This window comes from Amycolatopsis lexingtonensis, assembly GCF_014873755.1.
In the GTDB taxonomy this organism is placed as follows: domain Bacteria; phylum Actinomycetota; class Actinomycetes; order Mycobacteriales; family Pseudonocardiaceae; genus Amycolatopsis; species Amycolatopsis lexingtonensis.
This window is the reverse complement of record NZ_JADBEG010000001.1, coordinates 3,084,717-3,109,736: the sequence shown is the minus strand read 5'-3', so window position 1 is coordinate 3,109,736 and position 25,020 is coordinate 3,084,717. Positions and strand designations below refer to the sequence as shown.

The 25,020-nt window shown below is 72.9% G+C and carries 29 protein-coding genes; 16 read left to right on the top strand and 13 right to left on the bottom strand.

Translation table 11 applies throughout. The annotated features are described in order from the left end of the window. The first annotated feature begins 72 nt into the window (after nucleotides 1-72). From H4696_RS14190 to H4696_RS14175, 4 genes are all read left to right on the top strand, one after another. Complete coding sequence (locus H4696_RS14190; RefSeq protein WP_086859132.1) at nucleotides 73-1,563, top strand: glycosyltransferase; 1,491 nt, start codon at nucleotides 73-75, stop codon at nucleotides 1,561-1,563. Between the two features lie 99 nt (nucleotides 1,564-1,662). Beyond that, nucleotides 1,663-2,112, top strand: coding sequence for a hypothetical protein (locus H4696_RS14185; protein WP_086859133.1), 450 nt, complete (start codon nucleotides 1,663-1,665; stop codon nucleotides 2,110-2,112). Between the two features lie 125 nt (nucleotides 2,113-2,237). Further along, nucleotides 2,238-2,675 (top strand): DUF2267 domain-containing protein, encoded by a 438-nt coding sequence (locus H4696_RS14180; RefSeq protein ID WP_086859134.1) that lies wholly within the window; start codon nucleotides 2,238-2,240, stop codon nucleotides 2,673-2,675. Nucleotides 2,676-2,775: 100 nt separating this feature from the next. Beyond that, the gene (locus tag H4696_RS14175; protein ID WP_086859135.1) at nucleotides 2,776-3,138 is read left to right on the top strand and encodes a ribosomal subunit interface protein; all 363 of its coding nucleotides are present in this window, start codon (nucleotides 2,776-2,778) and stop codon (nucleotides 3,136-3,138) included. Between the two features lie 327 nt (nucleotides 3,139-3,465). Here H4696_RS14175 and H4696_RS14170 read toward each other — a convergent pair whose 3' ends face one another. Genes H4696_RS14170 through H4696_RS14160 form a run of 3 tightly spaced genes read right to left on the bottom strand, consistent with a single transcriptional unit; the run spans nucleotide 3,466 to nucleotide 4,615 of the window. Beyond that, the gene (locus H4696_RS14170; RefSeq protein ID WP_086859136.1) at nucleotides 3,466-4,134 is read right to left on the bottom strand and encodes a DUF4232 domain-containing protein; all 669 of its coding nucleotides are present in this window, start codon (nucleotides 4,132-4,134) and stop codon (nucleotides 3,466-3,468) included. A 2-nt stretch (nucleotides 4,135-4,136) separates the two neighbouring features. Next, nucleotides 4,137-4,379: a hypothetical protein gene (locus tag H4696_RS14165; protein ID WP_086859137.1), complete on the bottom strand. Its 243-nt coding sequence runs from the start codon at nucleotides 4,377-4,379 to the stop codon at nucleotides 4,137-4,139. A gap of 11 nt (nucleotides 4,380-4,390) precedes the next feature. After that, on the bottom strand, nucleotides 4,391-4,615 hold the full coding sequence (locus H4696_RS14160) for a tudor domain-containing protein (protein WP_086859138.1): 225 nt from the start codon (nucleotides 4,613-4,615) through the stop codon (nucleotides 4,391-4,393). A gap of 263 nt (nucleotides 4,616-4,878) precedes the next feature. On the opposite strand from H4696_RS14160, the gene H4696_RS14155 reads away from it, so the two are divergent. After that, nucleotides 4,879-6,555: a hypothetical protein gene (locus tag H4696_RS14155; protein WP_192782309.1), complete on the top strand. Its 1,677-nt coding sequence runs from the start codon at nucleotides 4,879-4,881 to the stop codon at nucleotides 6,553-6,555. Nucleotides 6,556-6,738: 183 nt separating this feature from the next. On the opposite strand, the gene H4696_RS14150 is transcribed toward H4696_RS14155, so the two are convergent. From H4696_RS14150 to H4696_RS14115, 8 genes are read right to left on the bottom strand one after another with little or no spacing between them, the layout of a single operon-like run. Continuing rightward, nucleotides 6,739-7,266, bottom strand: a complete 528-nt coding sequence (locus tag H4696_RS14150) for a DUF2231 domain-containing protein (RefSeq protein WP_086859140.1) — start codon at nucleotides 7,264-7,266, stop codon at nucleotides 6,739-6,741. A 43-nt stretch (nucleotides 7,267-7,309) separates the two neighbouring features. Beyond that, nucleotides 7,310-8,008 (bottom strand): FAD:protein FMN transferase, encoded by a 699-nt coding sequence (locus tag H4696_RS14145; RefSeq protein WP_086859141.1) that lies wholly within the window; start codon nucleotides 8,006-8,008, stop codon nucleotides 7,310-7,312. A 35-nt stretch (nucleotides 8,009-8,043) separates the two neighbouring features. Further along, nucleotides 8,044-8,493 (bottom strand): FMN-binding protein, encoded by a 450-nt coding sequence (locus H4696_RS14140; RefSeq protein WP_086859142.1) that lies wholly within the window; start codon nucleotides 8,491-8,493, stop codon nucleotides 8,044-8,046. A 13-nt stretch (nucleotides 8,494-8,506) separates the two neighbouring features. Beyond that, on the bottom strand, nucleotides 8,507-9,889 hold the full coding sequence (locus H4696_RS14135; RefSeq protein ID WP_086859143.1) for a ferredoxin reductase family protein: 1,383 nt from the start codon (nucleotides 9,887-9,889) through the stop codon (nucleotides 8,507-8,509). Between the two features lie 50 nt (nucleotides 9,890-9,939). Continuing rightward, nucleotides 9,940-11,319, bottom strand: a complete 1,380-nt coding sequence (locus H4696_RS14130) for a HAMP domain-containing sensor histidine kinase (protein ID WP_086859144.1) — start codon at nucleotides 11,317-11,319, stop codon at nucleotides 9,940-9,942. Continuing rightward, complete coding sequence (locus tag H4696_RS14125; protein WP_086859145.1) at nucleotides 11,316-12,008, bottom strand: response regulator transcription factor; 693 nt, start codon at nucleotides 12,006-12,008, stop codon at nucleotides 11,316-11,318. Before H4696_RS14125 ends, H4696_RS14130 begins: the two co-directional genes overlap by 4 nt. A 55-nt stretch (nucleotides 12,009-12,063) precedes the next feature. Then, nucleotides 12,064-12,378: a hypothetical protein gene (locus tag H4696_RS14120; RefSeq protein ID WP_086859146.1), complete on the bottom strand. Its 315-nt coding sequence runs from the start codon at nucleotides 12,376-12,378 to the stop codon at nucleotides 12,064-12,066. Further along, nucleotides 12,375-12,812 (bottom strand): pyridoxamine 5'-phosphate oxidase family protein, encoded by a 438-nt coding sequence (locus tag H4696_RS14115; protein ID WP_086859147.1) that lies wholly within the window; start codon nucleotides 12,810-12,812, stop codon nucleotides 12,375-12,377. The genes H4696_RS14120 and H4696_RS14115 overlap by 4 nt, the downstream gene beginning before the upstream one ends. A gap of 346 nt (nucleotides 12,813-13,158) precedes the next feature. Here H4696_RS14115 and H4696_RS14110 point away from each other — a divergent pair, with 346 nt between their 5' ends. Beyond that, nucleotides 13,159-13,407: a hypothetical protein gene (locus tag H4696_RS14110; RefSeq protein ID WP_086859148.1), complete on the top strand. Its 249-nt coding sequence runs from the start codon at nucleotides 13,159-13,161 to the stop codon at nucleotides 13,405-13,407. 7 nt (nucleotides 13,408-13,414) lie between these two features. Here H4696_RS14110 and H4696_RS14105 read toward each other — a convergent pair whose 3' ends face one another. Then, the gene (locus H4696_RS14105; RefSeq protein ID WP_086859149.1) at nucleotides 13,415-13,663 is read right to left on the bottom strand and encodes a hypothetical protein; all 249 of its coding nucleotides are present in this window, start codon (nucleotides 13,661-13,663) and stop codon (nucleotides 13,415-13,417) included. A 447-nt stretch (nucleotides 13,664-14,110) separates the two neighbouring features. On the opposite strand from H4696_RS14105, the gene H4696_RS14100 reads away from it, so the two are divergent. Then, on the top strand, nucleotides 14,111-14,614 hold the full coding sequence (locus H4696_RS14100; RefSeq protein WP_086859150.1) for a MarR family winged helix-turn-helix transcriptional regulator: 504 nt from the start codon (nucleotides 14,111-14,113) through the stop codon (nucleotides 14,612-14,614). A gap of 5 nt (nucleotides 14,615-14,619) precedes the next feature. Here the strand turns inward: H4696_RS14100 and H4696_RS14095 are convergent, their stop codons facing one another. Further along, nucleotides 14,620-14,970 carry a spore germination protein GerW family protein gene (locus tag H4696_RS14095; RefSeq protein ID WP_086859151.1) on the bottom strand — a complete coding sequence of 117 codons (351 nt, stop codon included), beginning with the start codon at nucleotides 14,968-14,970 and terminating at the stop codon, nucleotides 14,620-14,622. Between the two features lie 158 nt (nucleotides 14,971-15,128). Between H4696_RS14095 and H4696_RS14090 the strand changes: the two genes are divergently transcribed. The 9 genes from H4696_RS14090 to H4696_RS14050 are packed head-to-tail and all read left to right on the top strand — an operon-like array spanning nucleotide 15,129 to nucleotide 24,969. Further along, entirely contained in the window at nucleotides 15,129-16,022 is an 894-nt protein-coding gene (locus tag H4696_RS14090) for a class I fructose-bisphosphate aldolase (RefSeq protein ID WP_086859152.1), read from the top strand. Then, nucleotides 16,019-16,615 (top strand): 2-oxoacid:acceptor oxidoreductase family protein, encoded by a 597-nt coding sequence (locus H4696_RS14085; protein ID WP_192782308.1) that lies wholly within the window; start codon nucleotides 16,019-16,021, stop codon nucleotides 16,613-16,615. Before H4696_RS14090 ends, H4696_RS14085 begins: the two co-directional genes overlap by 4 nt. Further along, nucleotides 16,599-17,840 (top strand): transketolase C-terminal domain-containing protein, encoded by a 1,242-nt coding sequence (locus H4696_RS14080; protein ID WP_086865680.1) that lies wholly within the window; start codon nucleotides 16,599-16,601, stop codon nucleotides 17,838-17,840. The genes H4696_RS14085 and H4696_RS14080 overlap by 17 nt, the downstream gene beginning before the upstream one ends. 4 nt (nucleotides 17,841-17,844) lie before the next feature. Then, a complete protein-coding gene (locus tag H4696_RS14075; protein ID WP_086865681.1) occupies nucleotides 17,845-18,840 on the top strand; it encodes a thiamine pyrophosphate-dependent enzyme in 996 nt (331 codons plus the stop codon). 1 nt (nucleotide 18,841) lies between these two features. Beyond that, entirely contained in the window at nucleotides 18,842-20,470 is a 1,629-nt protein-coding gene (locus H4696_RS14070; protein WP_086865682.1) for an NAD(P)-binding protein, read from the top strand. A gap of 10 nt (nucleotides 20,471-20,480) precedes the next feature. After that, nucleotides 20,481-20,750 (top strand): DUF1876 domain-containing protein, encoded by a 270-nt coding sequence (locus H4696_RS14065; RefSeq protein WP_086865683.1) that lies wholly within the window; start codon nucleotides 20,481-20,483, stop codon nucleotides 20,748-20,750. A 12-nt stretch (nucleotides 20,751-20,762) separates the two neighbouring features. Then, nucleotides 20,763-21,272: a flavodoxin family protein gene (locus H4696_RS14060; protein WP_086865684.1), complete on the top strand. Its 510-nt coding sequence runs from the start codon at nucleotides 20,763-20,765 to the stop codon at nucleotides 21,270-21,272. A 5-nt stretch (nucleotides 21,273-21,277) separates the two neighbouring features. After that, nucleotides 21,278-22,384, top strand: coding sequence for a carboxylate-amine ligase (locus H4696_RS14055; RefSeq protein WP_338078674.1), 1,107 nt, complete (start codon nucleotides 21,278-21,280; stop codon nucleotides 22,382-22,384). Next, a complete protein-coding gene (locus H4696_RS14050) occupies nucleotides 22,381-24,969 on the top strand; it encodes a cation-translocating P-type ATPase (protein ID WP_086864733.1) in 2,589 nt (862 codons plus the stop codon). Before H4696_RS14055 ends, H4696_RS14050 begins: the two co-directional genes overlap by 4 nt. Nucleotides 24,970-25,020 lie beyond the last annotated feature (51 nt).

Here is a 25,020-nt window from a genome sequence, read left to right as displayed (position 1 = left end):
CTCACGGCTTCCCCGGCCGCACAGGGCCGAAAGCCACCACCCCGCCGAGCGTACCGACCCGAGGAGCCCACGATGATCACACCCGGCCCGGCGCCCGCCGGTTCCCTGCTGGTTCCGGTCCCGGTGGGCAGACTGGCGCTCGAACGGTTCGAACCGCTGGTCGGCGAGCAGGTCTACCACCGGTTGCTGGACCGGTTCGCCCGCGGGCGGGAACTGCTCGGCGACCACGTCATGTGGCACGTGAACTCGACCGCGCGCGGCGGTGGCGTGGCCGAGATGCTCCACTCGCTGCTGGCTTACGGGCGGGGCGCCGGCATCGAGCAGCGCTGGCTGGCCGTCGCCGGCACGGCACCGTACTTCGCGGTGACCAAGCGGCTGCACAACAACCTGCACGGCGCGCCCGGCGACGGGCTGCCGCTCGACGGGGAGGCCAGGGAGGTCTACGAGTCGTTCACCCGCGCTGCGGGCGAAGAGCTCGCGAACCGGCTTTCGCCGGGTGACGTCGTGCTGTTGCACGATCCGCAGACGGCGGGGATGGTCCCGGTGCTGAGCGGGCTCGGCGTGCCGGTCGTGTGGCGCAGCCACGTCGGGATCGACCACGCCACCCCGGTGACCCTGCGGGCGTGGGAGTTCCTGCGCGGCTACGTCCGGCAGGCGGACGCCTACGTCTTCTCACGCCGCCAGCACGTCTGGGCCGACCTGGACCCGGCGAAGACCGCGGTCATCGCCCCGTCGATCGACGCTTTCTCGGCCAAGAACCAGGACCTCGCCGAAGACCGGGTGTCCGCCATCCTCGCGGCGGCGGGCGTGCAGGACGGCGCGCCGGCGGCCGAGCCGGTGTTCACCCGGTTCGACGGCTCGGCGGCGCGGGTCGAGCGCCTCGCGCGCATGACGGAAACCCGGCGGCTGCGCCCGGACGACACGGTGGTGGCGCAGGTTTCGCGCTGGGACCGGCTCAAGGACCCGCTCGGGGTGATCGACGGGTTCGTGCACCACGTCCTCCCGGCCACCGGGGCCCACCTGGTGCTGGCGGGACCCGCGGTGGAGGAGGTCGCCGACGACCCGGAGGGCGGGGACGTGCTGGGCGAGGCGAAGGCTTACTACGCCGCGCTTCCCGAGCACGCGCGGGACCACGTCCACCTCGCGAGCCTGCCGATGGCCGACCTCGAGGAGAACGCAGCGATCGTGAACGCGCTCCAGCGCCGGGCGCAGGTGGTGGTGCAGAAGTCCATCGCCGAGGGGTTCGGGCTCACGGTGGCCGAAGCGATGTGGAAGGCGCGGCCGGTGGTGGCCAGCCGCATCGGCGGCATCCAGGACCAGCTGGACGACGGCCGCACCGGCTGCCTGGTCGAGGCCCGCGACCTGGCCGCGTTCGGCCGGGCGGTGACGGGCCTGGTGGCCGACCCGGGCCGGGCGGCGGAGATGGGGGAGCGGGCCCGGCTCCGGGTCCGGCGCGACTTCCTGGGAACGCGGTCGTTCTTCCAGTACATCGCGCTCTACGAGCGGCTGGTGACCGGGCGGGGCACGCCTGCGGAGGTGTCGTCGCCGGCCGGCTACGCCTAGGCGTATCGGCGTTCCGGGTGGAAGTGGACTTTCGGCCCTCCGCTCGGCCGCCGGGTGCTGTCACCATCGAAGGGGACGCACCCGCGGGGAGGGCGAATCATGGCGATCGGACTGGTGGCCGGGGTCCTGGTGCTGTTTTTGCTCGCCTGGCGGCTCGTGCGCGCGCACCGGCGCGCGCCGGTCGAGACCAGTGGTGACGAGCCCGGCGCGGCCGACCGGGAGCGGCTGCTGACCGCGCGGCTCCTTGACGGCCAGCTCGCCCAGGACGGTTACCGCGAGGCGATGGCGCGCCTGGCCGCGGGCGGCAGCGGACCCGACGACGACGTGGCGATGCTGCTCTGGCGCGACCGGCTCGGCCCGGCCGGCGACAACGGTCCACGCGACCTGCTCGACCGGCTCGGGACCACACTGCCCGGGGTGCTCCCCGGTGTCCTGTGCACCGCCGCGGTACTGGCCTCGACCGGATCGGGCGCGGACGAGCTGGTGCGCACGCTGCACCTCACGCGAGTCCAGGCGCGGACCGTCATCGACGCGGTGACCACGTCCTGACGGCTCGGTGAGGCGGGGCACGAAGACCCGGCCGGTGGTGACTTCCGGCCGCATACTCCGCGTTCGCGCCAGGCATAGGGTCCGGCGGAATGCGCACGAGCCGCTACCGGGAATGAGGGAGTGCGATGTCAGTCGTTGCCGATCCGTTCGGCCGGGCCGAGGCGACCGCCCACGAGTGGCTCGCCGTCGTGGGCGGGGAGCTGGGTACCGACGACCGCTCGCTGGCCCACCGGGTGCTGCGGGCGTGGCTGCACGTGGTCCGCGACCGCTTGCCCGCCGGACCCGCGGTGCACTTCGCCGCCCAGTTGCCGGTGCTGCTGCGGGGCGAGTTCTTCGACGGCTGGAACCCCGCTCGCGTCCCGATGACCTACGACGTCGCCGAGTTCTGCGAACGGTTCGCCGCGGAAGCCGGGATCCACCAGAGCCAGGTCGCCGACGCGGCCGTCGCGGTCAGCGCGGCGCTCGACACGCTGTGCTCGGCGGGGAACCTCGACCACGTGCTGGCGTCGCTGCCCCGCTCGTTCAGGACGCTGCTCACGCCGGAGCCGGCCGAGCTGACCTGACCTGCCGGGTCCCATGACCCGCTCCGGTACGGCCTTTGGTCCTCCGGGCCGGGGACCTGCGGTCCTGGGGCGGACCCGCCGCGGCGAAGACGATCAGGGCATGCAGATCCAGATCGGCACGGACAAGACCGTGCACGGCAGCGAAACACTCATCCGGCGCCTGGAAGGCGAATTCGAGTCCGCGTTGTCCCGGTTCACCGACCGGATCACCCGCCTCGGCGTCCACCTCGGCGAGGAAACCGCCGCCGGCCGCGAGAAGGGGGAACGGCGGTGCGTGGTCGACGCCCACCTCGCCGGTCACCGGACGGTTTCCGTAACCCACCACGCGGGTTCGGTGGCCGAGGCGTGCCACGGTGCGGTGCGCAAGCTCGTGAGCGCGCTGGAGAGCGAGTACGGCCGGGCCTGGCACCACAAGGGCGGGGATTCCATCCGGCACCTCCAGACTACGGACGACCGGAACTAGGCAGCGGCCCGGCGATGCGCCCCAATGTGGCGTTGGTTGCGTCTGACGCACCGAACGCCACATTGGGTGCGCTGGACGCACCGAACGCCACATTGGGTGCGTGCTTTCGGCCGCGAACGGTGGTGACCGCCGGGTGCGGGGGGAGGGGGAGCGCGGCCCGGGCCGCCACCACCGTTGCGGGGAGGGGGCCCCGCCACCGGGTTCGCGGGAGGCGGCGGGCGGCTCCCTCACGTCCGATGCTTCGCCGGTAAGCCGGCCGGGGGCAGGGCTCGAAGTCCTTGCCGGAGAAGGACAAAGACACTTCCGGGAGGGCCCGGGGACCCTGCCTCAGGGGGCGCCGGTGTCGCGCCGCACGGCCTGGACGGCGAGGGTCCGCTGGCCGCCGGGCAGTTGCTTGGTGCAGGCGCGGGCGCCGGGTTCGGGCAGCAGCACCGGCGTCGTGCTGCCGGGCGGGTACACGCGCAGGCCCGTCACCGGGGTGGGCCCGCACACGGCGGGGTCGTAGGCGTCGATGTTGACCTGGTCGACCCAGGCCACCGCGGACTGCCCGCGGTGCAGGAGGAGCGTCGGCGTGGCGCTGGGGTCGCGGACCGCGGCCGCGCCGACCTGGTGGTGGTCGGCGCCGGCGAAGTAGGACACCCCGGGGTAGCCGGTGATGGTGCAGGTGCGCCCGGTGTTGGTGAACGTGACCGGGACGTAGAGGTGCCCGGCGGCACCGTCGCCCTGTCCGAGGCTGAGGCGCAGTGCGGCAGTGGTGCACCGGGTGATCGACGGCGTGGCCGGCGGCGCGCTCGTCCGCGGTGTCGAGCGGGTCCCGGGCGGCGGGGTCACCGACGGCTGGGTCGGCGACGCGGTGGTGGTCGACGCCGGTGGCGCCGTGGTCAGGTTCGGCGTGGAGGTCGGTGCCGCGGTGTTCGCGTTGTGACCGCACGCCGCTGCCGTGGCCAAGAGGATGCCGACGGCCGCGGCCGTCCGGCAGGTACCGGAAGCAGACATGGTTACTCCTGTTCTTTGCGTGTGCGGCGGTAACGGCGGACGCGCTCGGCGGCGAACGGCGCGAGCATGTCGTGCAACTCGGCGGCCGAGAGCGCGCCGCGCGACCGGTGCTTCGGGGGCGCGGGTTCCGTGCGGTCCAGACCGAGCATCGCGATCAGCTCGGCCTCCTCGTCGCTGTTCCGCGCCTGCCGCTTCACCACGCGGATCACGCGAGTGCGCTCGCCGGGCGTCGGCTCGTCGTGCACTGCGGCCCCCTTCAGTCGTCCGTCTCCGCGCGGTCGAGCCGGTAGCCGGGAACGAGCCGTGCGTCGCCGTCGGTGAATCGGACCCAGACCGAGCCGGGACGCAGGTCGGGCGCGCGGTCGACCACGGTTCCCGTCCGCCCGGTGAACCGGCCGCCGTGCGCGCGCACCCGCAAGCCGTCGGGGAATCCGTCCGTACGGGCGGGCCCCTGGTGCCGATCGTGGTGGGCGAAGCTCATTTCGGCCTCCTCGTGGAGGGAAGTGCCGGGTGTTTTGCTTTCCTCACCAGGATCACGCTCGGTGGCGAGCGCGGGCAGAGGCGGAAGCCAGGCACGCGTGAGCCGTTCTTCCCGTGCGTTCGGGCACTTGTGCCCGCGCGATGGTCTTTCGTCCACCGGCCGGAGGACTTGTGCCCGCGTCGGGATTTCGCGGCACGCAGTTGGCTGGGGTGAAGGCTCTCGGTGTCGAGAGCACGAACCCCGGCGAATCGAGGCGTCCGATGATGTCACGATCCAGATCTGCCGCAGTGGTGCTGTCGGCGATCGCACTCTGCCTCGCGGTCCCCGCGGGACCCGCTTTCGCGGGCGAAGCGCTCCCGGCCGGGCCGTCGACCCCGGCCCCGGCGACCACCGTTCCCCCGACGAGCGCGATCGCGACGGCGACCACGCAGCCGCGAACTCCCGCGCCGGAGTCGGCGGACCTGCGGCTGTCGGTGTGGTTCGACCGGCCTTCCTACTTCGCCACCCAAGAGATCACCGCGCACGCCAGCGTCACCAACGCGGGGACCAAGACCGCGTCCCGGGTCACCCTCGTTTCCACCGGGAACTTCTCGACGTCCTGGTGGTCGCCGATTTCGCCCCTGGGCGTGCCGGTCGAACCCGGGCAGACCGTGACGGGCAGCGCCGCCGGGTACGTGACCACCACCTCCGGCCCGGTGACGCTCACCGTCACGGCGGCCCTGCCCGCCGGCGAGCCGGACGCCGATCCGGCGGACAACACCGTCACCGTCTCCGTCCCGGTCACGCACGTCAGCGGGAGCCTCCGCGGAACCGTCTACGGCGACCGGAACGGGAACGGCGCGATGGATCCCGGCGAGGCGCTGGCCGGGCTCGCGGCGAACACCTCGGGTGGCGTTCCGACGGTCCAGCGCAGCACGACCACCGACGCCCGCGGGCGCTTCACCTTCCCGGACCTGCCGGCCGGCAGCTACTACACCTGGTTCGGGCCCGCTCCCGGCTGGTTCCTGCTGGGCCCGGGTGCCGAGGTGACCGGTACCGGCGATCCCGACCTCCTGATCCGCGCCGCGCCCTCGGTCGACACCTGGCTGTCCGCTTCGATGGCGTTCACGCGGCCGGTGTACCGGAAGGACGAGGTCGCCCACCTGACCCTGAACTTGACCAACAAGGGGCAGGCGACGCTCGCGCACCTGACCGCGGCGTGCTGGGCCACCGGTTCGGGCCAGGTCGAGACCGGCGTGCTGGCCGAAGGCGGGCCCGGAGTGGCCATCCCGGCCGGGCAGCGGCGGATCTTCGGCATGACGGTCCGGATCACGGCCGAAGAGTTCACCGAGGGCTACCTGCGCGTCCATTGCACCGTCGGCACGCCGCCGAACCTGAACGGCACGGGCTCCCTCCAGGCGACCGCGAGGATCCCCGGCGGCCTGGCTCCCCGGGTCGACGGCTACCTCGGGCTCTTCCGCGACAAGCCGCAACTCGGGCTGCCCAACAGCGATCCCCTGCCCGGGGTGAAGGTCTACCTGAAGAGCCAGGTCACCGGAGCGGTCGTCGCCCGCGCGGTGAGCGGCAGCAGTGGCGGCTTCACGTTCTTCGGCGTGCCGGCCGGCCTGTACGACTTCGGGATCGTGGGACCGTGGCAGCTGGTCTACTCCGACCCGGAGTTCGTGGTGCGCGACGGGGAGAACGGGGTGGACCCCGACCATCCCTACCGCCACCTGTACTTCGTCGTTCCCGGCCCGTACCAGCGCGATCCGGATCCCGCGACGCCGCCCGCCGTCCGCCCCGCACCGGCCGCGGCACCGGCGGCGCGGTCGGCGTCGACGCCTTCGCGGGGCTTGGCCGAGACGGGCGTGGCGGTCGCCTGGCTCGCGCTGGGCGCCTTCCTCACGACCACCACCGGCGCGGCGCTCGTGCTGGGCACGTCGCGGCGGCGATGGCGGTAGGGGCGTCGCAGGCGCCCGAGTCCCGGCAAAGTCGCGTCGGTGCGGTCCGCAGCGTCGTGCCGGTGTCTTGAATGACTCATTCAGGTCTTCGGAGGTCCTGAATGAGTCATTCAAGACGTGGGCGAGCGGGTCACCGGCGGCAGAGTGGCCTCGCCGCGTGATGAGCGGCGTCGCCGGCGGGGCTCACCCGCCCGGGCCGCGGGGGGCCGGCACGGTGCTGAACTGGCCTTGCCAGCTGGCCTGCGCCCCGGAGTCGCCGATGCGGTAGACGTCGAACACCGCCGCGCCCGCGGCTCCGACCGCCAGCACCGAAAGGACGACGGTCACCGCGGTCGATGCCGGGGCCAGGAACGTCCGGCGGGCGCTCGTGTCGTTCGCCGGGGTGCGGAGGCTCTCCCGCCGTCGCCACCAGACGACGAGCGCGAGCACGGCCACCGGGAGCGCGACCCACAGCGCGGTGTCGCCGAGTTCGGTGTGGTTCCGCAGGAGCGGCGTCGAGGCGACGCGGCGTTCCAGCCATTCGCCGGCTTCGGTGGTGACCGGGACGAGCGCCACCACGACGACGGACAGGATCGCGTTCGGGCCGGCGAGCTTGGCGCGTGCGGCCGGCCAGAGGGCGGTGAGCACCAGCAGCAGGGCGGAGAGGGGGAGCAGGACGACGATCGCGTGCACGAGCAGCACGTGGGCGGGCAGGCCGTTGACGGTGGTCATGGTGTCCTTTGTGGAGGGTGAGGGACGTGGCGGCGGGGTGTGGTCACGGTGCGCGGGCGAGGGCGGCGACGCGGTAACCGGGCGCGCGCGTCGCGACCCAGTCGGCGACGTCTTCGCCACCGCGGGCGAACGCGGCCGTGGCGAAGACGTCGGCCCACAGCAGGGTCGGGCCGGTCACCGTCACGGCGAGCAGGTCGCGCGGGTGGGTGCCGGTGTGCGGGTCGACGATGTGCGCGCCGCGGGCGGCCGTGCCGGAGGTCGCGACACCGCCGTCGCGCAGGTCGAGGATCGCCAGGAACGCCGCTTCGGTGACCGGGTCTTCGACGGCGACCCGCCACGGCGGGGCGCTCGCGAGGCCGACCCGGCCGGTGATGTCGCCGCCGACGTTGAGGTAGTGGTCGAACCCGCGGAGGCGGGAGACGTGCGCGGCGGCCCGCTCGGCCGCCCAGCCCTTCACCAGACCGGACGGGTCGAAGCCACCGGGCGCCCACGCGTCGAAGTAGCCGGCGGTGCGGTCGCGCGCTTCTTCGCACAGCTCCAGGACTTCGGTCAGCCACGGGTGCCGTTCCTCGCGGGGGAGTTCATGGCGGCGCAGTGCGCTGACCTGGCTGCCGGGGCGGTAGGTGCTGAACAGCTCGTCGGCGGCCCGCAGGTGCCCGAACACCGCCGCCACGGCCGGTTCGACGGCGGGGTCGGAGTCGATGCGCGGGCCGCGCAGGTGGAGGCTGGCCGCCGTCCCCATGACCGGCCGGGTCCAGGACCGGCGAAGCCTTGTGCTCACCGGTGGGCCTGGTCGAGGGCCGACTGCAGCGACTGCTGGTAGCCCTCGGAGGTGTAGGTGGCGCCGCTGACCGTGTCGATCTGCGCGCTCTGGGCCTGCAGCGTCTCCTGGTTCAGCTCCGGTACGGCCGCGGAGTTGATCCGGACGTCGCGGCCGCTTTCCTGAGGGTACTCGACGGCCTGGGCGTCGGTGATCTTGCCGCCCGCGACGGTGATCCGCACCTGGACCGGCCCGTAGCGGGTGTCGGCGGCGTCTCCGGTGAACGTCCCGTCGCCGCCGCCCGCGGCGGTGGCGGTGGCGGTGGCCGGGCCGGTCGTGCGGGACGGTGGGGTGGCACCGAGCGGGCGGCCGGTGGCGACCGGGGTCTGGTCGGTGCTGGTGCGGTAGCTGAACAGCAGCACGACGATGGAGACGGTCGCCGCGAAGGCGATGGCGATCCGGCGCATCGGAAGTCCTTTCCTACCAGGAGAATCGCTCGGCGTGGACGCGGTCGGCGGGGACGCCGGCGCGGTGGGCGCTGCCGAGCACGGCACCGGTCCAGGCGTCGGGGCCGCACACGTAGACGTCGTGGTCGGCGATGTCGGGCACCAGGTGGCGCAGCACCTGCTCGTCGGGCACGGGGGCGTAGCCGGCGGGCAGCCAGGAAGCGCGGTCGCGCGAGCGCCGGCCGAGCAGGTAGTGGACCCTGATGCCGCGGCGGGTGGCGAGGTCCGCCAGTTCCGCGCGGAACAGCAGGTCCGCCGGTCGGCCGGCCCGCTGGAACAGCACGGCTTCCCCGGGCCGGTAGGGTAGTTCGTCCAGGAGCGCGCGCAGGGGCGTGATCCCGATGCCCGAGGCGAAGAACGCCAGCTTCCGTCCCTTTCGGACAGTGCCGGTCAGCCGGCCGTACGGGCCTTCGAACAACGCGGGGGTGCCGGGACGCAGGGTCGCGAGCCGTCGGCTGCCCTCGCCGAGGTCCTTCGCCGTGATGCGCAGCCGGTGCCCGTCCGGGGCGGCCGACAGGGAGAACGGCTTGCCGCGGGTCCAGCCCGGCCCGGCCGCGAACCGCCAGACGAAGAACTGGCCCGCCGCCACCGGCAGCCGGTCGAGGGCGCGGCCGCGCAGGTACACCGAGACGACGCCGCGACCTTCGGGCACGACCTGCTCGACGACCAGGCGGTGCCGGGCGTTGAGCCACACCGGCCGGCCGACGCGGAACACGAGCACGGCGCCCGCGGCCACCGCGTAGGCGGTCCACCAGAAGCCGGTCGCCACGGGGGAGGCGGTGAAGTCGGCCCCGGTCCACAGCTGGTGCGGCAAGGCGAGGCCGGCGCCGAGGTAGGCGTAGAGGTGCAGCAGGTGCCAGGACTCGTAGCGCAGCCGTCGCCGGGCGGCGCGGACCGACGTCACCGCGACCATGACGAGCGCGGCCGTCCCGGCGGTCGCCAGCAGCATGCCCGGGTACGTCGTCACCAGCGCCCAGGCCTCGGCCAGGACGCCGGAGCGGTCGGTCGCCGCGTAGCCGAGGGTGATCAGCACGAGGTGTGCGGCCAGCAACGTGATCGAGGTGAACCCGGCGATGCGGTGCCGCCGGGCCAGCTCGTCCTGCCCGTAGCTGCGTTCGACCCACGGGATGCGGGCCATCAGCACCAGCTGCAGGAGCAGGAGGTCGGCCGACAGCAGCCCGGTCAGCCGGCCGGTGCTGGTGAAGAAGTCGGTGCGGAGGTCCTGCAGGCCGCGCCCGGAAACCCAGAGCGCGACCACGAACAGGACGCTCAGCCAGGCCGTCAGGCCCGCCGCGTCCCGCCACCACGCGCGGACCCGGGGCCGCGCCAAGCGGGGGGTGGTGAGCGTGGCGGTCATCGGGCTCCTCGGGGTGATCGCTTTCTCCGGTCCACCCTTCCCGAGGCCGGTTAGCCGTCGACGTGACCGGGGTGAGAGTTCGGTAAGAGAAGATCCGCTCCGACGGTGAAGCCGACCACCGCGCCACCGCCGGGGCGCGGCTCGGCGAACACCGTGCCCCCGTGGGCGAGGGCGATGTCCCGCACGATGGCCAGTCCCAGCCCGGAGCCGGGCAGGCCGCGGGCGCCGTCCGCGCGGTGGAAGCGGTCGAACACGCGGGCCGACTCGTCGTCGGCGATGCCGGGGCCGCGGTCGAGCACCTGCACCCGGCCGTCGCGGACGACGACCTCGATCGGGCCGCCGGGTGCGAACTTGACGGCGTTCTCCAGCAGGTTCGCCACCGCGCGTTCCAGTGCTTTCGCCTGGCCGGTCACCGCCGACGGATCGGTGTCGACCGTGATGGTGCGCCCCGACCGCCGCCGCACGCGATCGGCCGCGTGCTCGACGATTTCGCCCAGCGCGACCGGTGTGGCCTCTTCGGCCTCGTAGCGGCGGGTGGCCAGCTCGACGAGCTCGTCGACGAGGTGGGTCAGCTCGCGGGTTTCGCCGTCGACGTCGTCGAGCAGGCGGCCGCGGGATTCGGGGCTGAGCTCGGCGAACCGGCGCAGGACGCTGGCGTTGGTGCGCAGGCTGGTCAGCGGCGTCCGCAGTTCGTGGGCGGCGTCCTGGACCAGGCGTTCCTGGTCGGCGCGGGCGTCGGCGAGCCGGCCGAGCATCCGGTCGAACGAGGTCGCGAGCCTGCCGACCTCGTCGCGGCCGCCGGTGGGCACGGCGACGTCGTCGAGGCGGCCGTCGCTGACCTGCTCGGTGACGTCGGTCAGCCGGACGAGCCGCCGGGTGATCTGACGGGCGAGCAGCCAGCCGGCCAAGGCGGCGCCGGCGAGCACCAGCGCGCTGAGCCCGGTGATGCGTTTGGCGAGGCCGCCGAGCACGTGCCGCGACTCGTCGACGTCGATGCCGAGCTGGACGGCGCCGCGGCCGGGGCCGAGGGCCACGGTGATGACCCGGTAGTCGTCGCGGCTGGCGGTGAAGTCCCGGTAGCGGTGGTCCCCGGGCGCGCCGGTCGCGGCCAGCGCGCGGTCGGCGTCGTCGACGGGGAGGCGCACCCGGCGGCCGCCGATCGGCCGGGTCGTCCCGTCGGCGGCGAGCGCCTGCGCGACCATCGGCTGGGCCTCGTCGTGGTCGTCGTCATCGGGGCCGCGGGTGACCGGGCTCGGGGCCAGCACCTGCGTCGCGCCGGCCGCGACCTCCGCCGACGTGGTGAGCAGCGACCGGTCGAGCTCCGCGTGGATCCGTTCCGAAGCGGCTTGGTAGCTCAGCACCCCGACGAGGATCGCCGCCGCCGCGCCGACCCCGGCGAACGCGATCGCGAGCTTGCTGCGCAGGTTCACGCCGGCCGCACCGAGTAGCCCACCCCGCGCACGGTGTGGATCAGCTCCGTGGCGCCGGCCCGCTCCAGCTTGCGCCGCAGATAACCGATGTAGACGGCGAGGTTCTTGGAGTCCGCGCCGAACTCGTAACCCCAGATGCGCTGGTAGATCGTGGTGCGGTCGAGCACGATCCCGGCGTTGCGCACCAGCAGTTCCAGCAGGTCGAACTCGGTCTTCGACAGGGTGATCTCGGTGCCCTGCCACCACACCCGCCGGGCCGCCGGGTCGACCGCGAGCTCGCCCAGCCGCAGGGTGCGCCGCGCTTCCGGCTCGGCCGAGGTGCGGCGCAGCAGGGCGCGCAACCGCGCGAGGAGCTCGTCCAGCTCGAACGGCTTGGGCAGGTAGTCGTCGGCCCCGGCGTCCAGGCCGGCCACCCGGTCGGGGGTCTCGACCCGCGCGGTGAGCATGAGGATCGGGGTCGGATCGCCTTCCGCGCGCAGCACGCGGCACACGCCGAGCCCGTCGACGCCGGGCATCATCACGTCGAGGATCAGCACGTCGAAGTCGTCGCGCCGGGCGGTGGCGAGCGCGTCGACCCCGTCGGTCACCTCGGTGACGTGGTAGCCCTCGAGGTCGAGGGCCCGGACCAGCGACTCGCGGATGGCGCGGTCGTCGTCGGCGAGCAGAACGCGGTGGGGCATGGCCGCCATGATGCCCGTACGCGGGCCGCGCGTCCTGCCGGGTTTCCGGGACGCCAGCGGCGGGTTAGCGGTCGGTTAAGGCGCGCCGCCGGCGCCGGGTGTAGCTCGGGCCGTGGAAGACGCTCGCGGCGACGAGGATGCCGAACACGAACCCGAAGTCGTACCAATGGCCGTTGTTGTGCACCTCGTAGACCCCGACGTGGTCGTTGAACAGCGAAACGACGAAGCTGACCGGGCAGATGAACCCGTGCCACAGCCCCAGCCAGAATCCGGGCCGCGAAGCGTGGTCGGCGAAGGTGTTGCCGGCCGGGGCGCACGCCGCGAGGAGCAGCGCGAGGCCGGCGGTCAGGCTCGTCAGGGCGGCGCGGCGTCCCGTCATGGTGCCCCCGTTTCGGTCGTGTCGTCGGCGTCCGGACGGCGCGCGAGCCGCCTGCCCTCGATCCGGTCGACGCGGATCCGCAGCAGCCGGTCACGCGGTGGCGGTGCCCAGGAGCGCAGGCCGGCGCCGAGCTGGGCCGCCACGGTTTCGACGTCGGTCGTCAGGGTCGCGATCCCGCTCACGATGACGCTCCAGCCGGTACGGCCGCGGGCGTCGTAGGCGTCGGCTTCGAAGGTGACCGGCTGTCCGTCGAGCCGGTCGGCCCAGGAGCTGCGGCCCGCCCGCAGCCAGATCGCGTCGCCGGCCACGGTGAAGTTCACCGGCCGGATCGCGGGGCGACCGTCGCGGACGAAGCCGAGCCGGCCCAGTGGGACGGAGGCGAGCAGCTCGCGGCAGCGGGCCGGGCCCAGCGCGCGCAGATCCGGTGTGGTCACTGGTCGTCCCCGGTCTCGAGATCTCGTTGGAGGGAGGATTCTTCCGCTGCCGGCGCCGGTGCTCCCAGGGGACGAGGTCACTCGCGGGCAGGACCGAAGTCACCGCACCGTCGAGGCCGGGTGCTCGGTTTCGCTCGGCTGCGATCATTTTCGCTTTCCGAAATTCTCCGAACAATTCTCCTCCGTCCGGTGGCTCCGCGGAGCGCGCGTGAACTGTCAGCCTGGAGGCGGTCATCCGGAGCTCCACCGCCCTCGGGCTCGGGATGACGCACCCAGGAAGCGCCGCCGGCGGCCCCGCCCCGCGGGTCGACGGCGGCGCTGTGGTCCGGATTGGACGGTGCCGGCGATGGACGTACCCGAAGTGCTGCTGTGCGAGCGCTGCTGGCGCCCGATCCACCCGGACGAGGACCATGTGGTGCGGCAGATCCGCGACGAAGCGCACCCCCTGCCCGTCGTGTTGTTCAGCTGCTTCCACCTCGACGGTGATCCGGCCTGCCACGTCCCCCCGCCGTCGCGGGTGACGGTGGTGCACGAGCACGAGGTCTTCCCGGTCGTCGTGGACCCGCCGCCCGAAGACGAGCACCGGCGCGAGTGATCGGACGTCAGGTCCCGCTTCGGTGCCGGGTGAGGTCGGCGAACGAGCCGATGACGGCGGGGCGCTGCTCGACGATCGCCAGCGCGTAGGTGAGCACGAGGTGCGCGGTGCGAGCCTGCTGGGTTTCGGGCTCGTCCGCTCCGGCGCGGTCCAGGACCAGGTTCGCTTCGCGGCGCAGCCACCGGTTGCGCTCGCGGCGGAGGAGGGCTGCCTCGGGCAGCGGGGCGGCGGGTTCGGGAAACGGCGCTTCGGTCATCGGTGAATCTCCTCGAAAACGGCGTGCTGTGTCGAGGATAACGATCCTTTCGGCAATTCGCCGGTCGTTGGCGCGATGAAACTTCTCCGTTATCCGGTATCTCGGCGTCGATTACGGCCGCATTCCAACCGGGGTCGGAAAGTGTCTGGCCGATCTGCGGGTTCTCCTGCGGGGCAACCGAAAACAGGGCGCCCGGTGCCATGATTCTCGGCTGGCACCTATTTCGGGAAGCGAGAATCTTCGCGCCGTCGGTCCCCGTTTTTTCGCGGTCGGCGTGGCGGGTGTGGGCCGCCGTGGTCGCTGCCCTATCTTTGCGCGAACGACGCGGAAGATCGGCTCGGTGGTGCGGGGAGGGTGAGGCGGCATCGCGTGGGCAGCATGACCCTAGATGGGCTACTATCTAGTTTAGCTAGTAATTTCGCTTGTGATCTTTTCGGGTAGTGAGGCATGGAACGTCTGGCTGAACAGCTGAGATCGGTCATCGTGGCCACCGACGAGTACCGGCGCGCCATGGCTTCCGCGTTCGGGGTGGGCGTGCACGAGGCGGCGGTGCTGGGCGAACTGCTCCACGAGGGCCCGTTGCCCCCGTCGGCGCTGGTGAAGCGGCTGGGCATCGCTTCGGCGAGCGTGACCGCCCTGCTCGACCGCCTCGAAGCCGCCGGCTACACCCGTCGCGAGCGGCACCCGACCGATCGGCGAAGCGTCCTGGTCGTGCTGACCCCCGGTGGCCGGGCAGCCATCAAGGCCAGCTTCGCGCTGTTCAAAGCGGACGTGTACCAATCGGTCTCGCGCTCGGAGCCCGCCCACATCCGCGAGTTCACCGTGGTGCTCGCCAGGATCGCTCAGGCGCTGCGCGAACGTGCCGCCCAGCCCGCGGCCATCGCCGAAGCCCTCACGGAGCAGATCCAGGCCACCGGGGAAGAGGATTGCTCGGCCGAGCCGACGGGATAGCCGGATCAGGAGCCGGTGTCCCCGCGGTACTTGAGCTTCGCCAGCCGTGTCGCGGCGAAGAGCGCGGCCACCACGATCGCGCCGAGCGTCACCAGGAGGCGGTTCACGTCGATCGCCGGCTCCCAGTGGAGCTTGCCGTCCTTGATGACGTAGGCCCCGACCGGCTTGGCCGACAAGCCGAACCCGCCGCCTTCGCCGGAGCGGCCCTTCTCGTCCCGGCTGTCCCCGCCACCACCGCCGGTACCGACTGTCGAGGCCACGATCACCGTGACGCCGTCGACCTCGTACGGCTCCCCGTAGACCATTCCGGTCCGGAGCCCGTCCTTCGCCTTCGCGAGCAGTTCGTCGACCTTCATGAGCCGGAGTTTCCCGCCGGGTTCCCCCGCGAGGCAGAGCCGATGGTCCCCGCTGCCGGTGACCGAGGACCCCGGCGCCGGTGGCGTTCGCCAGCGGTGTCGGCCGTCCCGGCGCGATTTGCTGGCTTCACCAAGCATCAGCGACTCCGGAGGCCACCATGGCGCACCGTCCCCCGCTGGCCGAACTCGGGCTGAACACCGGCAAGAAGACGCGGCTGCACCGCATCCTGCACGAACACGGGCTGCGCAACGGCACGGCGTTCTTCCTGCCCTACGACCAGGGGCTCGAACACGGCCCCCGTGACTTCTTCGCCAACCCCGCAGCGGGTGACCCGAAGTACATCCTCAAGCTCGCGCTCGAGGGCGGCTTCAACGGGATCGCCATCCAGATCGGGCTGGCCGAGAAGTTCTACTGGGACTACGCGGGTGAACTGCCGCTGGTGCTGAAGCTCAACGGCAAGACCGAGATCCCGTCCGACGCCGAAGCGCTCTCCCCGCTGCACGGCAGCGTCGAGGACGCCGTCCGGCTGGGCGCCGACGCCGTCGGCTACACCCTCTACGTCGGCACGCCCGCCCAGGAACAGGACTTCGCGCAGCTGCGCCAGGTCCGCGCCGACGCGCACCGCCTCGGGATGCCGCTGATCGTCTGGGCGTACCCGCGCGGCTCGGCCATCGAAGCCAAGGGCGGCCGCGACTCGTTCTACGCGGTCGACTACGCCGCCCGGACCGCGTCCGAGCTCGGCGCCGACGTCGTCAAGGTCAATTTCCCGCACCCGGCGAAGATCGACAACGTGCCCGGCGCCTACGCCAGGGAAACCACCAGCCAGGAAGCGATCGACGCCGTCGTCCGCTCGGCCGGGCGCACCCTGCTGCTGGTCTCCGGCGGCGGCAAGGCCGGTGACGACGCGATGCTGGAAAAGGCCCGCGAGTCGATGGAGGCCGGCGCGACCGGCCTGATCTTCGGCCGCAACGTCTGGCAGCGCGAGCACGACGAGTCCCTGCGGTTCGTCGGCGCGCTGCGGGACATCCTCGCCAAGTACCCGAGCGCATGAGCGCCACCGAGGTCCGCATCCACGGCCGCGGCGGCCAGGGCGTGGTGACCGCGGCCGAGCTGCTGTCGGTCGCCGCGTTCACCGAAGGCCGGCACGCGCAGGCGTTCCCCAGCTTCGGCTCCGAGCGCACCGGCGCGCCGGTGGTCGCGTTCTGCCGGATCGGGGACCGGGTGATCCGGACCCGCGAGCCGGTCGTCCGGCCGGACGTGCTGATCATCCAGGACGCCACCCTGCTGCACCAGGTGAACGTCTTCGAAGGTTTCGACCCCGGCGGGTACCTGCTGATCAACTCCGCGCACGGCTTCGCCGAGCTCGGGCTCGGGGAGTTCGTCCGCGGCTGCCGCCCCGAGCGGCTGCTCGTCGTCCCGGCGACCGAGTTCGCCCGGGAGCACCTCGGCCGCCCGGTGCCGAACGCCGCGCTGCTCGGCGGGTTCGCCGCGATGACCGGGATCGTCGGGCTGGAGAGCGTGCTGTCCGCCATCTCGGGCCGGTTCCACGGCCGGGCCGCCGAAGGAAACCTCGGCGCGGCGACCGCCGCGTACGAGTTCGTCCGGGCCGAGCGGGAGGAGCTGGCCGGTGCGCAGGCAGATTGAGGGATCCCGGGCCGTCGCCGAAGCCGTGGCGCTGTGCCGCCCGGAAGTGATCTGCGCGTACCCCATCTCGCCGCAGACCCACATCGTCGAAGGCCTGGCGGAGCTGGTGAAGTCCGGCGCGCTCACGCCGTGCGAGTTCGTCAACGTCGAGTCGGAGTTCGCCGCGATGTCCGTGGCGATCGGCGCGTCCGCCGCCGGTGCGCGGGCCTACACCGCGACCGCCAGCCAAGGGCTGCTGTACATGACCGAAGCGGTGTTCAACGCGTCCGGGCTCGGCCTGCCGATCGTGATGACGGTGGCCAACCGCGCGATCGGCGCGCCGATCAACATCTGGAACGACCAGAGCGACAGCATGGCCCTGCGCGACGCCGGCTGGATCCAGCTCTACGCCGAGACCAACCAGGAAGCCGCCGACCTCCACGTCCAGGCGTTCCGGATCGCCGAAGAGCTGTCCACGCCGGTGATGGTGTGCATGGACGGGTTCGTGCTGACCCACGCCTGGGAGCCGGTGGACACGCCGACGCAGGAAGAGGTCGACGCGTTCCTGCCGCCGTACGAGCCGCGCCAGGTCCTCGACCCGGACGAGCCGTCGTCGATCGGGGCGATGGTCGGGCCGGAGGCGTTCACCGAGGTCCGCTACCTCGCGCACGCCCGCCTGATGGAGGCCCTCGACGTCGTCCCGGACGTCGCGGACCGCTTCGCCGAGGCGTTCGGCCGCAACTCCGGCGGGCTGACCCGCTCGTACCGCACCGAAGACGCCGAAACGGTCGTCGTCGCGCTCGGTTCGGTGCTGGGCACGCTCAAGGACACCGTCGACGAGCTGCGCGCGGACGGCGCGCGGGTCGGCGTGCTGGGCCTGACGTGCTTCCGGCCGTTCCCGGCCGATGCCGTTCGCGCGGCGCTCGGGCACGCGCGGCGCGTCGTCGTCCTGGAACGGGCCTTCGAGCCCGGCGTGGGCGGGATCGTCACGCAGAACATCGTCAGCGCGGCACCCGCGGCCGACGTCCACACGGTGGTCGCCGGGCTCGGCGGCCGGGCGATCACGAAGAAGTCCCTCACCGCGCTGCTGCGGGCCGCGGACCGGTTGCCGCCGTTGACCTTCCTCGACCTCGACCGCTCGCTGATCGACCGCGAGCTGTCCCGGCTCGCGGCCACCCGCCGCTCCGGGCCGACGGCCGAAAACATCCTGCGCGACCTCGGTGCGGTCGCCTCGCGAATCGGGTGATGAGATGGCAGTGACGCCGATCAAGTTCTACCAGACCGGCAGCTTCGCGGTGGGCGGCCGGCTGCTCGGTGAAGACCAGCGCAGCGTCCAGTCCGACCGCGAGCGGATCAACTCCATCGACTGCGGGCACCGCGCCTGCCAGGGCTGCGGTGAGGCACTGGGCGCGCGGTACGCGCTCGACGCGGCCATGCGCGCGACCGGGAACCGGATGGTGGCGGTCAACGCGACCGGCTGCCTGGAGGTGTTCTCGACGCCGTACCCCGAGACGTCGTGGCGGATCCCGTGGCTGCACTCGCTGTTCGGCAACGCCCCGGCCGTGGCCACCGGCGTGGCCGCGGCGATGAAGGCCAAGGGCCGCACCGACGTCCGCGTCGTCGGCCAGGGCGGCGACGGCGGGACCGTCGACATCGGGTTCGCCTGCCTGTCCGGGATGTTCGAGCGCGACGACGACGTGCTCTACATCTGCTACGACAACGAGGCGTACATGAACACCGGCGTCCAGCGGTCCGGGGCGACGCCGGCCGCCGCGCGCACGGCGACGACCCCGGCCGTCGGCCCCGAACCCGGCGCGGTGTTCGGCCAGGGCAAGGACCTGCCGATGATCGCGATGGCGCACGAGATCCCGTACGTGGCGACGGCGACCGTCGCGGACTTGCGTGACCTGGAGGCCAAGGTGACACGGGCGATGGAGTTCCACGGCGCGCGCTACCTGCACGTCCTGGTGCCGTGCCCGCTCGGCTGGGGCAGCGCGTCCCACGACACCATCCGGATCGCGCGGCTGGCCAAGGAAAGCGGGCTCTTCCCGGTGTTCGAGGCCGAGTACGGCGAGGTCGTCGCGACCTCGAAGATCCGGCACCAGGTACCCGTCGAGGACTACCTGCGGTTGCAGACCCGGTACGCGCACCTGTTCGGCGACGAGCCGCGGACCGGCGTGATCGCCGGGATCCAGGCGCAGGCCGACCGGAACATCCGCCGCTACAACCTGCTCGGGGAGGCCTGAGATGGAGCACGAGAAGCCGTTCGCGATCACGCTCGACGTCGGCTCGAGCCGGGCGAACAAGACCGGCGCCTGGCGCAGCGAGCGGCCCGTCTACGTCGACCTGCTGCCGCCGTGCAACCAGGCCTGCCCGTCCGGGCAGGACATCCAGAAGTGGCTCTACCACGCCGAATCCGGCGACTACGAGGACGCGTGGCGCGGGATCATGACCGACAACCCGCTGCCCGCCGTGCTCGGCCGGATCTGCTACCGGCCGTGCGAGAGCGCGTGCAACCGCGGTCAGCTCGACGAAGCCGTCGGCATCAACTCCGTCGAGCGGTTCCTCGGCGACGAAGGGATCAAGCGGCACTGGAAGATGCCGGTCGCGGCGCCGACCGGGCGGAAGGTGCTCGTCGTCGGCGCCGGCCCGGCGGGGCTGTCCGCCGCCTACCACCTGGCCCGGCTCGGGCACGCCGTCACCGTCCGCGACGCGGAAGCCGCTCCCGGTGGCATGATGCGCTACGGCATCCCGCGCTACCGGCTGCCGCGCGAGGTCATCGACGCCGAGATCCGCCGGATCGCCGACATGGGAGTGACCTTCGAACAGAACAGCCGGGTCACCGACGTCGTGGCCGCGAAGGCCGACGGCGGGTTCGACGCCGTCTTCCTCGCCGTCGGCGCCCAGGTCGGCAAGCGCGCCTACATCCCGGCCGGCGACTCGGCCAGGGTGCTCGACGCGATTTCCGTGCTGCACGACCTGGAAGCCGGGGAGCGGCCGCTGCTCGGCCGCCGGGTCGCCGTCTACGGCGGTGGCAACACCGCGATGGACGCGGCCCGCACCGCGAAACGGCTCGGCGCCACCGACGCCGTGGTCGTCTACCGGCGGACGCGCGACCGGATGCCCGCCCACGAGTCCGAAGTGACCGAGGCGGCCGAAGAAGGCGTCTCGATGCGCTGGCTGTCGACGATCAGCGAGATCGACGGCGAAGGCATCACGATCGAGAAGATGCGGCTGGACGACACCGGCTTCCCGCAGCCCACCGGCGAATTCGAGCGGCTGGCCGCGGACAGCGTCGTGCTGGCGCTCGGCCAGGACGCCGATCTGTCCCTTGTGGACGCTCTGCCCGACGTGGAGCGCGAGCACGGCGTCGTGCGCGTCGGCCCGGGGATGATGACCGGGCACGCGGGGATCTTCGCCGGCGGGGACATGGTGCCATCGGGCCGGACCGCGACCGTCGCGGTCGGGCACGGCGCGAAGGCGGCCCGGCAGATCGACGCCTGGCTGCGCGACGCCGTCGACCCCGAGGCGCCCGCCCGGCGCGAGGCCACTTTCGACGACCTGAACACCTGGTACTACAGCGACGCGGACCGGAAGGTCCGCCCGCACCTCGACCTGTCCCGGCGGGTCTCCACCTTCGACGAGATCAAGGGCGGGCTGAACGAGTCCACGGCCCTGTTCGAGGCACGCCGCTGCCTCTCGTGCGGCAACTGCTTCGAATGCGACAACTGCTACGGCGTCTGCCCGGACAACGCGGTGCTCAAGCTCGAGCCGGGCGAGAAGTACGCGATCGACCTCGACTACTGCAAGGGGTGCGGGATCTGCGTCGCCGAATGCCCCTGCGGCGCCATCGAAATGGTGCCCGAAGAAACCTGAGGAGTGAGTCATGCAGGAGAAGCGCTGGCACGTCGAAGTGCACATCGACGAAGACGACGACGGCCGCACCCGCGCCACGGCCCGGCTCGAGACGGCCGACGACACCAGGATCTCCGGGACCGGCGTCGCCCGGCTCAACCCCGCCGACCGGGACATCCCCGAGATCGGGGACGAGCTCGCCACCTCGCGCGCGCTGAGCGACCTGGCGCACAACCTGCTCGAGTGCGCCGCGGGCGACATCGAGGCGCTCACGCACAAGCCGGTCCGGCTGGACCACTGAGAGGAGCAGGACATGCGGATCCTCGTCGTCTTCGAATCGATGTTCGGTGCCACCGAAGAAATCGCGGAGGCCATCGGCAAGGGGCTGGCCGGGGCCGCCCCGGTGGAGGTGGTCAACGTCGACAAAGCGCCACGGGACCTGACCGGCGTCGACCTGCTCGTCGTCGGCGGCCCGACCCACGTGCACGCGATGAGCCGCGCCGCCACCCGCAAGTCGGCCGCGGAGCAGTCGGAGCAACCGACCCACTCGCAGACCGGCGTGCGCGAATGGCTGGACTCGCTCGAGTCAGTGCCGGCCGGGCTGCCGGCCGCGACCTTCGACACCCGGCTGGAGAAGCCGCGCGTGCTGACCGGGGCCGCGTCGCTCGGCGAGGCCAAACGGCTGCGCCGGCGCGGGTGCCGGCTCGTCCGGCCGGCGGAGAGCTTCTTCGTCGAGACGAGCCCGGCCGACGCCGGACCGAAGCCCGGTGAGGTCGAGCGCGCCGAGGCGTGGGGTGCGGCCCTGGGCCGCAGCCTCTCCTGATCGTCGTGGGGGGACCGCCTACGGTCGGCGTGGAGGAGGAGTTCGTGCTGCTGGACCCCCGGACCGGGGTGGCCGTCCCGGCGGCGCCGTCGGTCCTCGGCGTCCTGGACGACGAACCCGGCGTGGTGCCGGAGTTCCTGCGCTTCCAGCTCGAGACGCTGACGGGGGTGTGCCGGTCGCTGGCCGAGGTCCGCGCGGACCTGACGCGGTTGCGCCGGCGGGTGAGCGAGGCCGCGGCGGGTGAGGGGTGCCTGGCGGTGGCGACCGCCGTCCCGCCGTTCGGCGCCGCGCCGGTGGTCACCGCCGACGTGCGGTACCAGCGGCTCGCGGCGCGGTTCCCGGCGCTGGTCGCCGGCGCGGGGACCTGCGCCTGCCACGTCCACGTCGGGATCCCGTCCCGGGCCGCCGGCGTGCGCGCGCTCGCCGGGCTGCGACCGTGGCTCGGCGTGCTCCTGGCGCTGAGCGCGAACTCGCCGTACGTCGACGGCCTCGATTCGGGGTGGGCGAGCGCCCGGTACCCGCTGTGGTCGCGCTGGCCGACGGCCCGGCCACCGGCCGCGTGGCGCGACGTCGCCGAGTACGACGCGGCGGTCGGCGAAGCGATCCGGAGCGGCGCCGCGCCGGACGCCCGCAGCGTGTACTTCTACGCCCGGCTCTCGCCGAGGCACCCGACCGTCGAGGTGCGGATCGCCGATGTCTGTCTCGACGTCGGCGACGCTGTCGTGCTCGCGGGCCTGGTGCGGGCGCTCGTGGTCACGGCGCTCGGCGAAGGCGCTCCCGCGGTTCGGCCACCGGACTCGGTGATCGCGCGGTCGCTGCGCACCGCCGCCCGGCACGGACTGGCCGGACCCGGCCTGGACGTCGTCACCGGGTCGCCGGCGCCGGGGGAGAAGCTCGTGGCGGACTTGCTGGCTTACGTCCGCCCGGCGCTGCTGGCCACCGGTGACCTCGACGAGGTGCAGCGGGGCTGCTGTGCGATCGGGTCTCGGGGCGGCGGTGCGGGCCGGCAGCGCGCGCTTCGCGCGGCATCGAAGACCCCGGCGGCGTTCGCGGCTCGGCTGGCCGCGGTGACCCGGGGAACGGACGACGAAAGCCTGGAGGTGGCGCGATGAGTTCGGGAACGGTGCTGGGCACGGACGAGTTCCACGCGTTGCCGGTGTCGACCGTGGCCGACCGGCTCGGGGTCGACCCGCGGCGCGGCCTGAGCAGCGAGGATGCCGACGCCCGGTTGCGCCGCTACGGCGCCAACACCGTCAGCGTGCCCGCCGGACCCGGGCCGCTCCGGCGGTTCCTCGTCCAGTTCCACAACCCGCTCATCTACGTCCTGCTGCTCGCCGGCGTGGTGACCTGGGTGTTCGGCGGGCGCGTCGACGCCGGGGTGATCGGCGGGGTCGTGCTGCTGAACGCCGTCGTCGGGTTCGTGCAGGAGTCGCGGGCGCAGCGGGCGCTGGAGGCACTGTCGACCATGGTCCCGGTGGAGGCGACCGTCGTCCGGGACGGCGTCCCGCGGCGGATCCCCGCCGCGCGGCTCGTGCCGGGTGACGTCGTGGAGCTCGCTGCCGGTGACCGGGTTCCGGCCGATCTTCGGCTGACCGAGGTGCACCTGGCCGAGATCGACGAGTCCGCGCTGACCGGGGAGTCGGTGCCGGTGGTGAAGTCCGCCGATCCGGTGCCCGCGTCGGCCGTGGTCGCCGACCGCGCCGGCTCGGCCTACTCGGGGACGCTCGTGACCCGCGGCCAGGCGCGCGGCCTGGTGACCGCGACCGGCGGTGCGACGCAGCTGGGCGACATCCAGCACCTGGTGGCCACCGCGGAAGTCGTCACCACGCCGTTGACGCGCAAGCTGGCCCGGTTTTCGCGGCAGCTGAGCGTGGTGATCGTCGCGGTCTCGGCCGGGGCGTTCGCGCTCGGCGTCGCACGGGGCACGCCGGCGCCGGAGATGTTCACCGCCGTGGTGGCGCTCGCCGTCGGCGCGATCCCCGAGGGACTGCCGGCCGCGGTGGCGATCGTGCTGGCCATCGGCGTGGTGCGGATGTCCCGGCGCGGCGCGATCGTCCGGCACCTGCCCGCGGTCGAAACGCTGGGCGGGACGACGGTGATCTGCACGGACAAGACCGGCACCCTCACCCGCAACCGGATGACCGTGACCACCCTCGCGGCGGCGGGCGAGCCGGTTCCCTTGGCAGAGGCGGGAAGCGCGCTGCGGGAGTGTCTCGTCGCCGGCGTCCTGTGCAATGACGCCGAACTCGACGAAGGCGATCCGACGGAGATCGCGCTGCTCGCCGCGGCGGTCGAGGCCGGACTGGACCCGGCCGCGATCCGGGCGGCCGCGCCGCGCACGGAGACCGTCCCGTTCGAGTCCGAGACCCGTACCATGACCACGGTCCACAATGGAGTCGCCTATCTCAAGGGGGCCGTCGAAGAGGTCGCGGCCCGCTGCGAGACCGAGCTGCTGCCCGGCGGCGGCGAGCGCCCGCTCGACCGGGCCGCCCTCGACCGGATGCAGGAAACCCTGACCGCGCGCGGATTGCGGGTGCTCGCGTTCGCGCGGCTCACGCCGGTGCCGGTCCTGCTGGGCCTGCAGGCGATGCAGGACCCGCCGCGGCCCGAGGCGGTCACCGCGGTCGAGGCCTGCCGGAGCGCGGGCATCGACGTCAAGATGATCACCGGCGACCACGCCGGGACCGCCCTCGCGGTCGCCGGCGCCGTGGGACTGGCCGATTCCGCGCGGGTCCGCACCGGGGCCGAGCTGGCGGAACTGCCGCCGGCGGAGTTCGACGACGCGGTCGCGGACACGAGTGTGTTCGCACGCGTGTCGCCGGGACAGAAGCTCGAGCTGGTGCAGGCGTTGCAGCGGCGCGGGCACGTCGTCGCGATGACCGGCGACGGGGTGAACGACGCTCCTGCGCTGCGCCGCGCGGACATCGGCGTCGCGATGGGCGCGGGCGGGACCGACGCCGCCCGCCAGGCCGCGGACATGGTCCTGACCGGCGACGACTTCGCCTCGATCGAGGCGGCCGTGCGGGTGGGCCGCGGGGTGTTCGACAACCTGCGCAAGTTCATCGCGTGGACGCTGCCCGCCAACATCGGCGAGGGCATGGTCGTGCTCGTGGCGATCGTGCTGGGGGCGACGCTGCCGATCGTGCCGGTGCAGATCCTGTGGATCAACATGACCACGGCGGTCTTCCTGGGACTGACGATGGCGTTCGAGCCGACCGAGGCCGGCGTGATGCGGCGCCCGCCGCGGCCACCCGCACGGCCGTTGTTCACCGCATCGCTGTTGCGCCGGGTCGTGCTCGTCTCGCTCCTGCAGGTGGTGGCCGCGTTCGCCGCGTACCGCCTGCAACTCGGCTCGGGTGCCCCGGTCGAGGAGGCGCGGACGACCGCGGTCAACGTGTTCGTCGGCGTCCAGGCCGCCTACCTGCTCAGCTGCCGCTCGCTCGACCGCCCGGTGCTGCGCGCGTGGCCGGGCCACAGCCGGATGTTCGCGCTGGGGCTCGTCTTGACGGCCGGGTTGCAGCTGGTGCTGACGTACGTGCCGGTGCTGAACACGTGGTTCCACACCGCGCCGGTCGGGCTGGTGTCGTGGCTGTGGGTGCTGGGGGCCGCGGTGGTGGCGTTCGCGGTGGTGGAGGCGGACAAGCTGCTGTGGCTGCGCTTCACCGCACGCCGGGCCTCACGCCGCGGTGGTCCGTGAAGGGCCCCTTACCGGCTTTTAGTTCCGTGAAGGCCTCCTTACCGGCACCAG

Excerpts from the sequence above, each read along its gene's own strand:
- H4696_RS14065 (WP_086865683.1), top strand. The coding sequence starts at position 20,481 with ATGCAGGAGAAGCGCTGGCACGTCGAAGTGCACATCGACGAAGACGAC.
- H4696_RS14105 (WP_086859149.1), bottom strand. The coding sequence starts at position 13,663 with ATGACCGAAGCGCCGTTTCCCGAACCCGCCGCCCCGCTGCCCGAGGCA.
- H4696_RS14140 (WP_086859142.1), bottom strand. The coding sequence starts at position 8,493 with ATGCGCCGGATCGCCATCGCCTTCGCGGCGACCGTCTCCATCGTCGTG.
- H4696_RS14100 (WP_086859150.1), top strand. The coding sequence starts at position 14,111 with ATGGAACGTCTGGCTGAACAGCTGAGATCGGTCATCGTGGCCACCGAC.
- H4696_RS14155 (WP_192782309.1), top strand. The coding sequence starts at position 4,879 with ATGTCACGATCCAGATCTGCCGCAGTGGTGCTGTCGGCGATCGCACTC.
- H4696_RS14120 (WP_086859146.1), bottom strand. The coding sequence starts at position 12,378 with ATGACGGGACGCCGCGCCGCCCTGACGAGCCTGACCGCCGGCCTCGCG.
- H4696_RS14125 (WP_086859145.1), bottom strand. The coding sequence starts at position 12,008 with ATGGCGGCCATGCCCCACCGCGTTCTGCTCGCCGACGACGACCGCGCC.
- H4696_RS14160 (WP_086859138.1), bottom strand. The coding sequence starts at position 4,615 with ATGAGCTTCGCCCACCACGATCGGCACCAGGGGCCCGCCCGTACGGAC.
- H4696_RS14175 (WP_086859135.1), top strand. The coding sequence starts at position 2,776 with ATGCAGATCCAGATCGGCACGGACAAGACCGTGCACGGCAGCGAAACA.
- H4696_RS14150 (WP_086859140.1), bottom strand. The coding sequence starts at position 7,266 with ATGACCACCGTCAACGGCCTGCCCGCCCACGTGCTGCTCGTGCACGCG.
- H4696_RS14095 (WP_086859151.1), bottom strand. The coding sequence starts at position 14,970 with ATGAAGGTCGACGAACTGCTCGCGAAGGCGAAGGACGGGCTCCGGACC.
- H4696_RS14070 (WP_086865682.1), top strand. The coding sequence starts at position 18,842 with ATGGAGCACGAGAAGCCGTTCGCGATCACGCTCGACGTCGGCTCGAGC.
- H4696_RS14110 (WP_086859148.1), top strand. The coding sequence starts at position 13,159 with ATGGACGTACCCGAAGTGCTGCTGTGCGAGCGCTGCTGGCGCCCGATC.
- H4696_RS14050 (WP_086864733.1), top strand. The coding sequence starts at position 22,381 with ATGAGTTCGGGAACGGTGCTGGGCACGGACGAGTTCCACGCGTTGCCG.
- H4696_RS14060 (WP_086865684.1), top strand. The coding sequence starts at position 20,763 with ATGCGGATCCTCGTCGTCTTCGAATCGATGTTCGGTGCCACCGAAGAA.
- H4696_RS14170 (WP_086859136.1), bottom strand. The coding sequence starts at position 4,134 with ATGTCTGCTTCCGGTACCTGCCGGACGGCCGCGGCCGTCGGCATCCTC.
- H4696_RS14145 (WP_086859141.1), bottom strand. The coding sequence starts at position 8,008 with ATGGGGACGGCGGCCAGCCTCCACCTGCGCGGCCCGCGCATCGACTCC.
- H4696_RS14090 (WP_086859152.1), top strand. The coding sequence starts at position 15,129 with ATGGCGCACCGTCCCCCGCTGGCCGAACTCGGGCTGAACACCGGCAAG.
- H4696_RS14180 (WP_086859134.1), top strand. The coding sequence starts at position 2,238 with ATGTCAGTCGTTGCCGATCCGTTCGGCCGGGCCGAGGCGACCGCCCAC.
- H4696_RS14190 (WP_086859132.1), top strand. The coding sequence starts at position 73 with ATGATCACACCCGGCCCGGCGCCCGCCGGTTCCCTGCTGGTTCCGGTC.
- H4696_RS14085 (WP_192782308.1), top strand. The coding sequence starts at position 16,019 with ATGAGCGCCACCGAGGTCCGCATCCACGGCCGCGGCGGCCAGGGCGTG.
- H4696_RS14075 (WP_086865681.1), top strand. The coding sequence starts at position 17,845 with ATGGCAGTGACGCCGATCAAGTTCTACCAGACCGGCAGCTTCGCGGTG.
- H4696_RS14135 (WP_086859143.1), bottom strand. The coding sequence starts at position 9,889 with ATGACCGCCACGCTCACCACCCCCCGCTTGGCGCGGCCCCGGGTCCGC.
- H4696_RS14185 (WP_086859133.1), top strand. The coding sequence starts at position 1,663 with ATGGCGATCGGACTGGTGGCCGGGGTCCTGGTGCTGTTTTTGCTCGCC.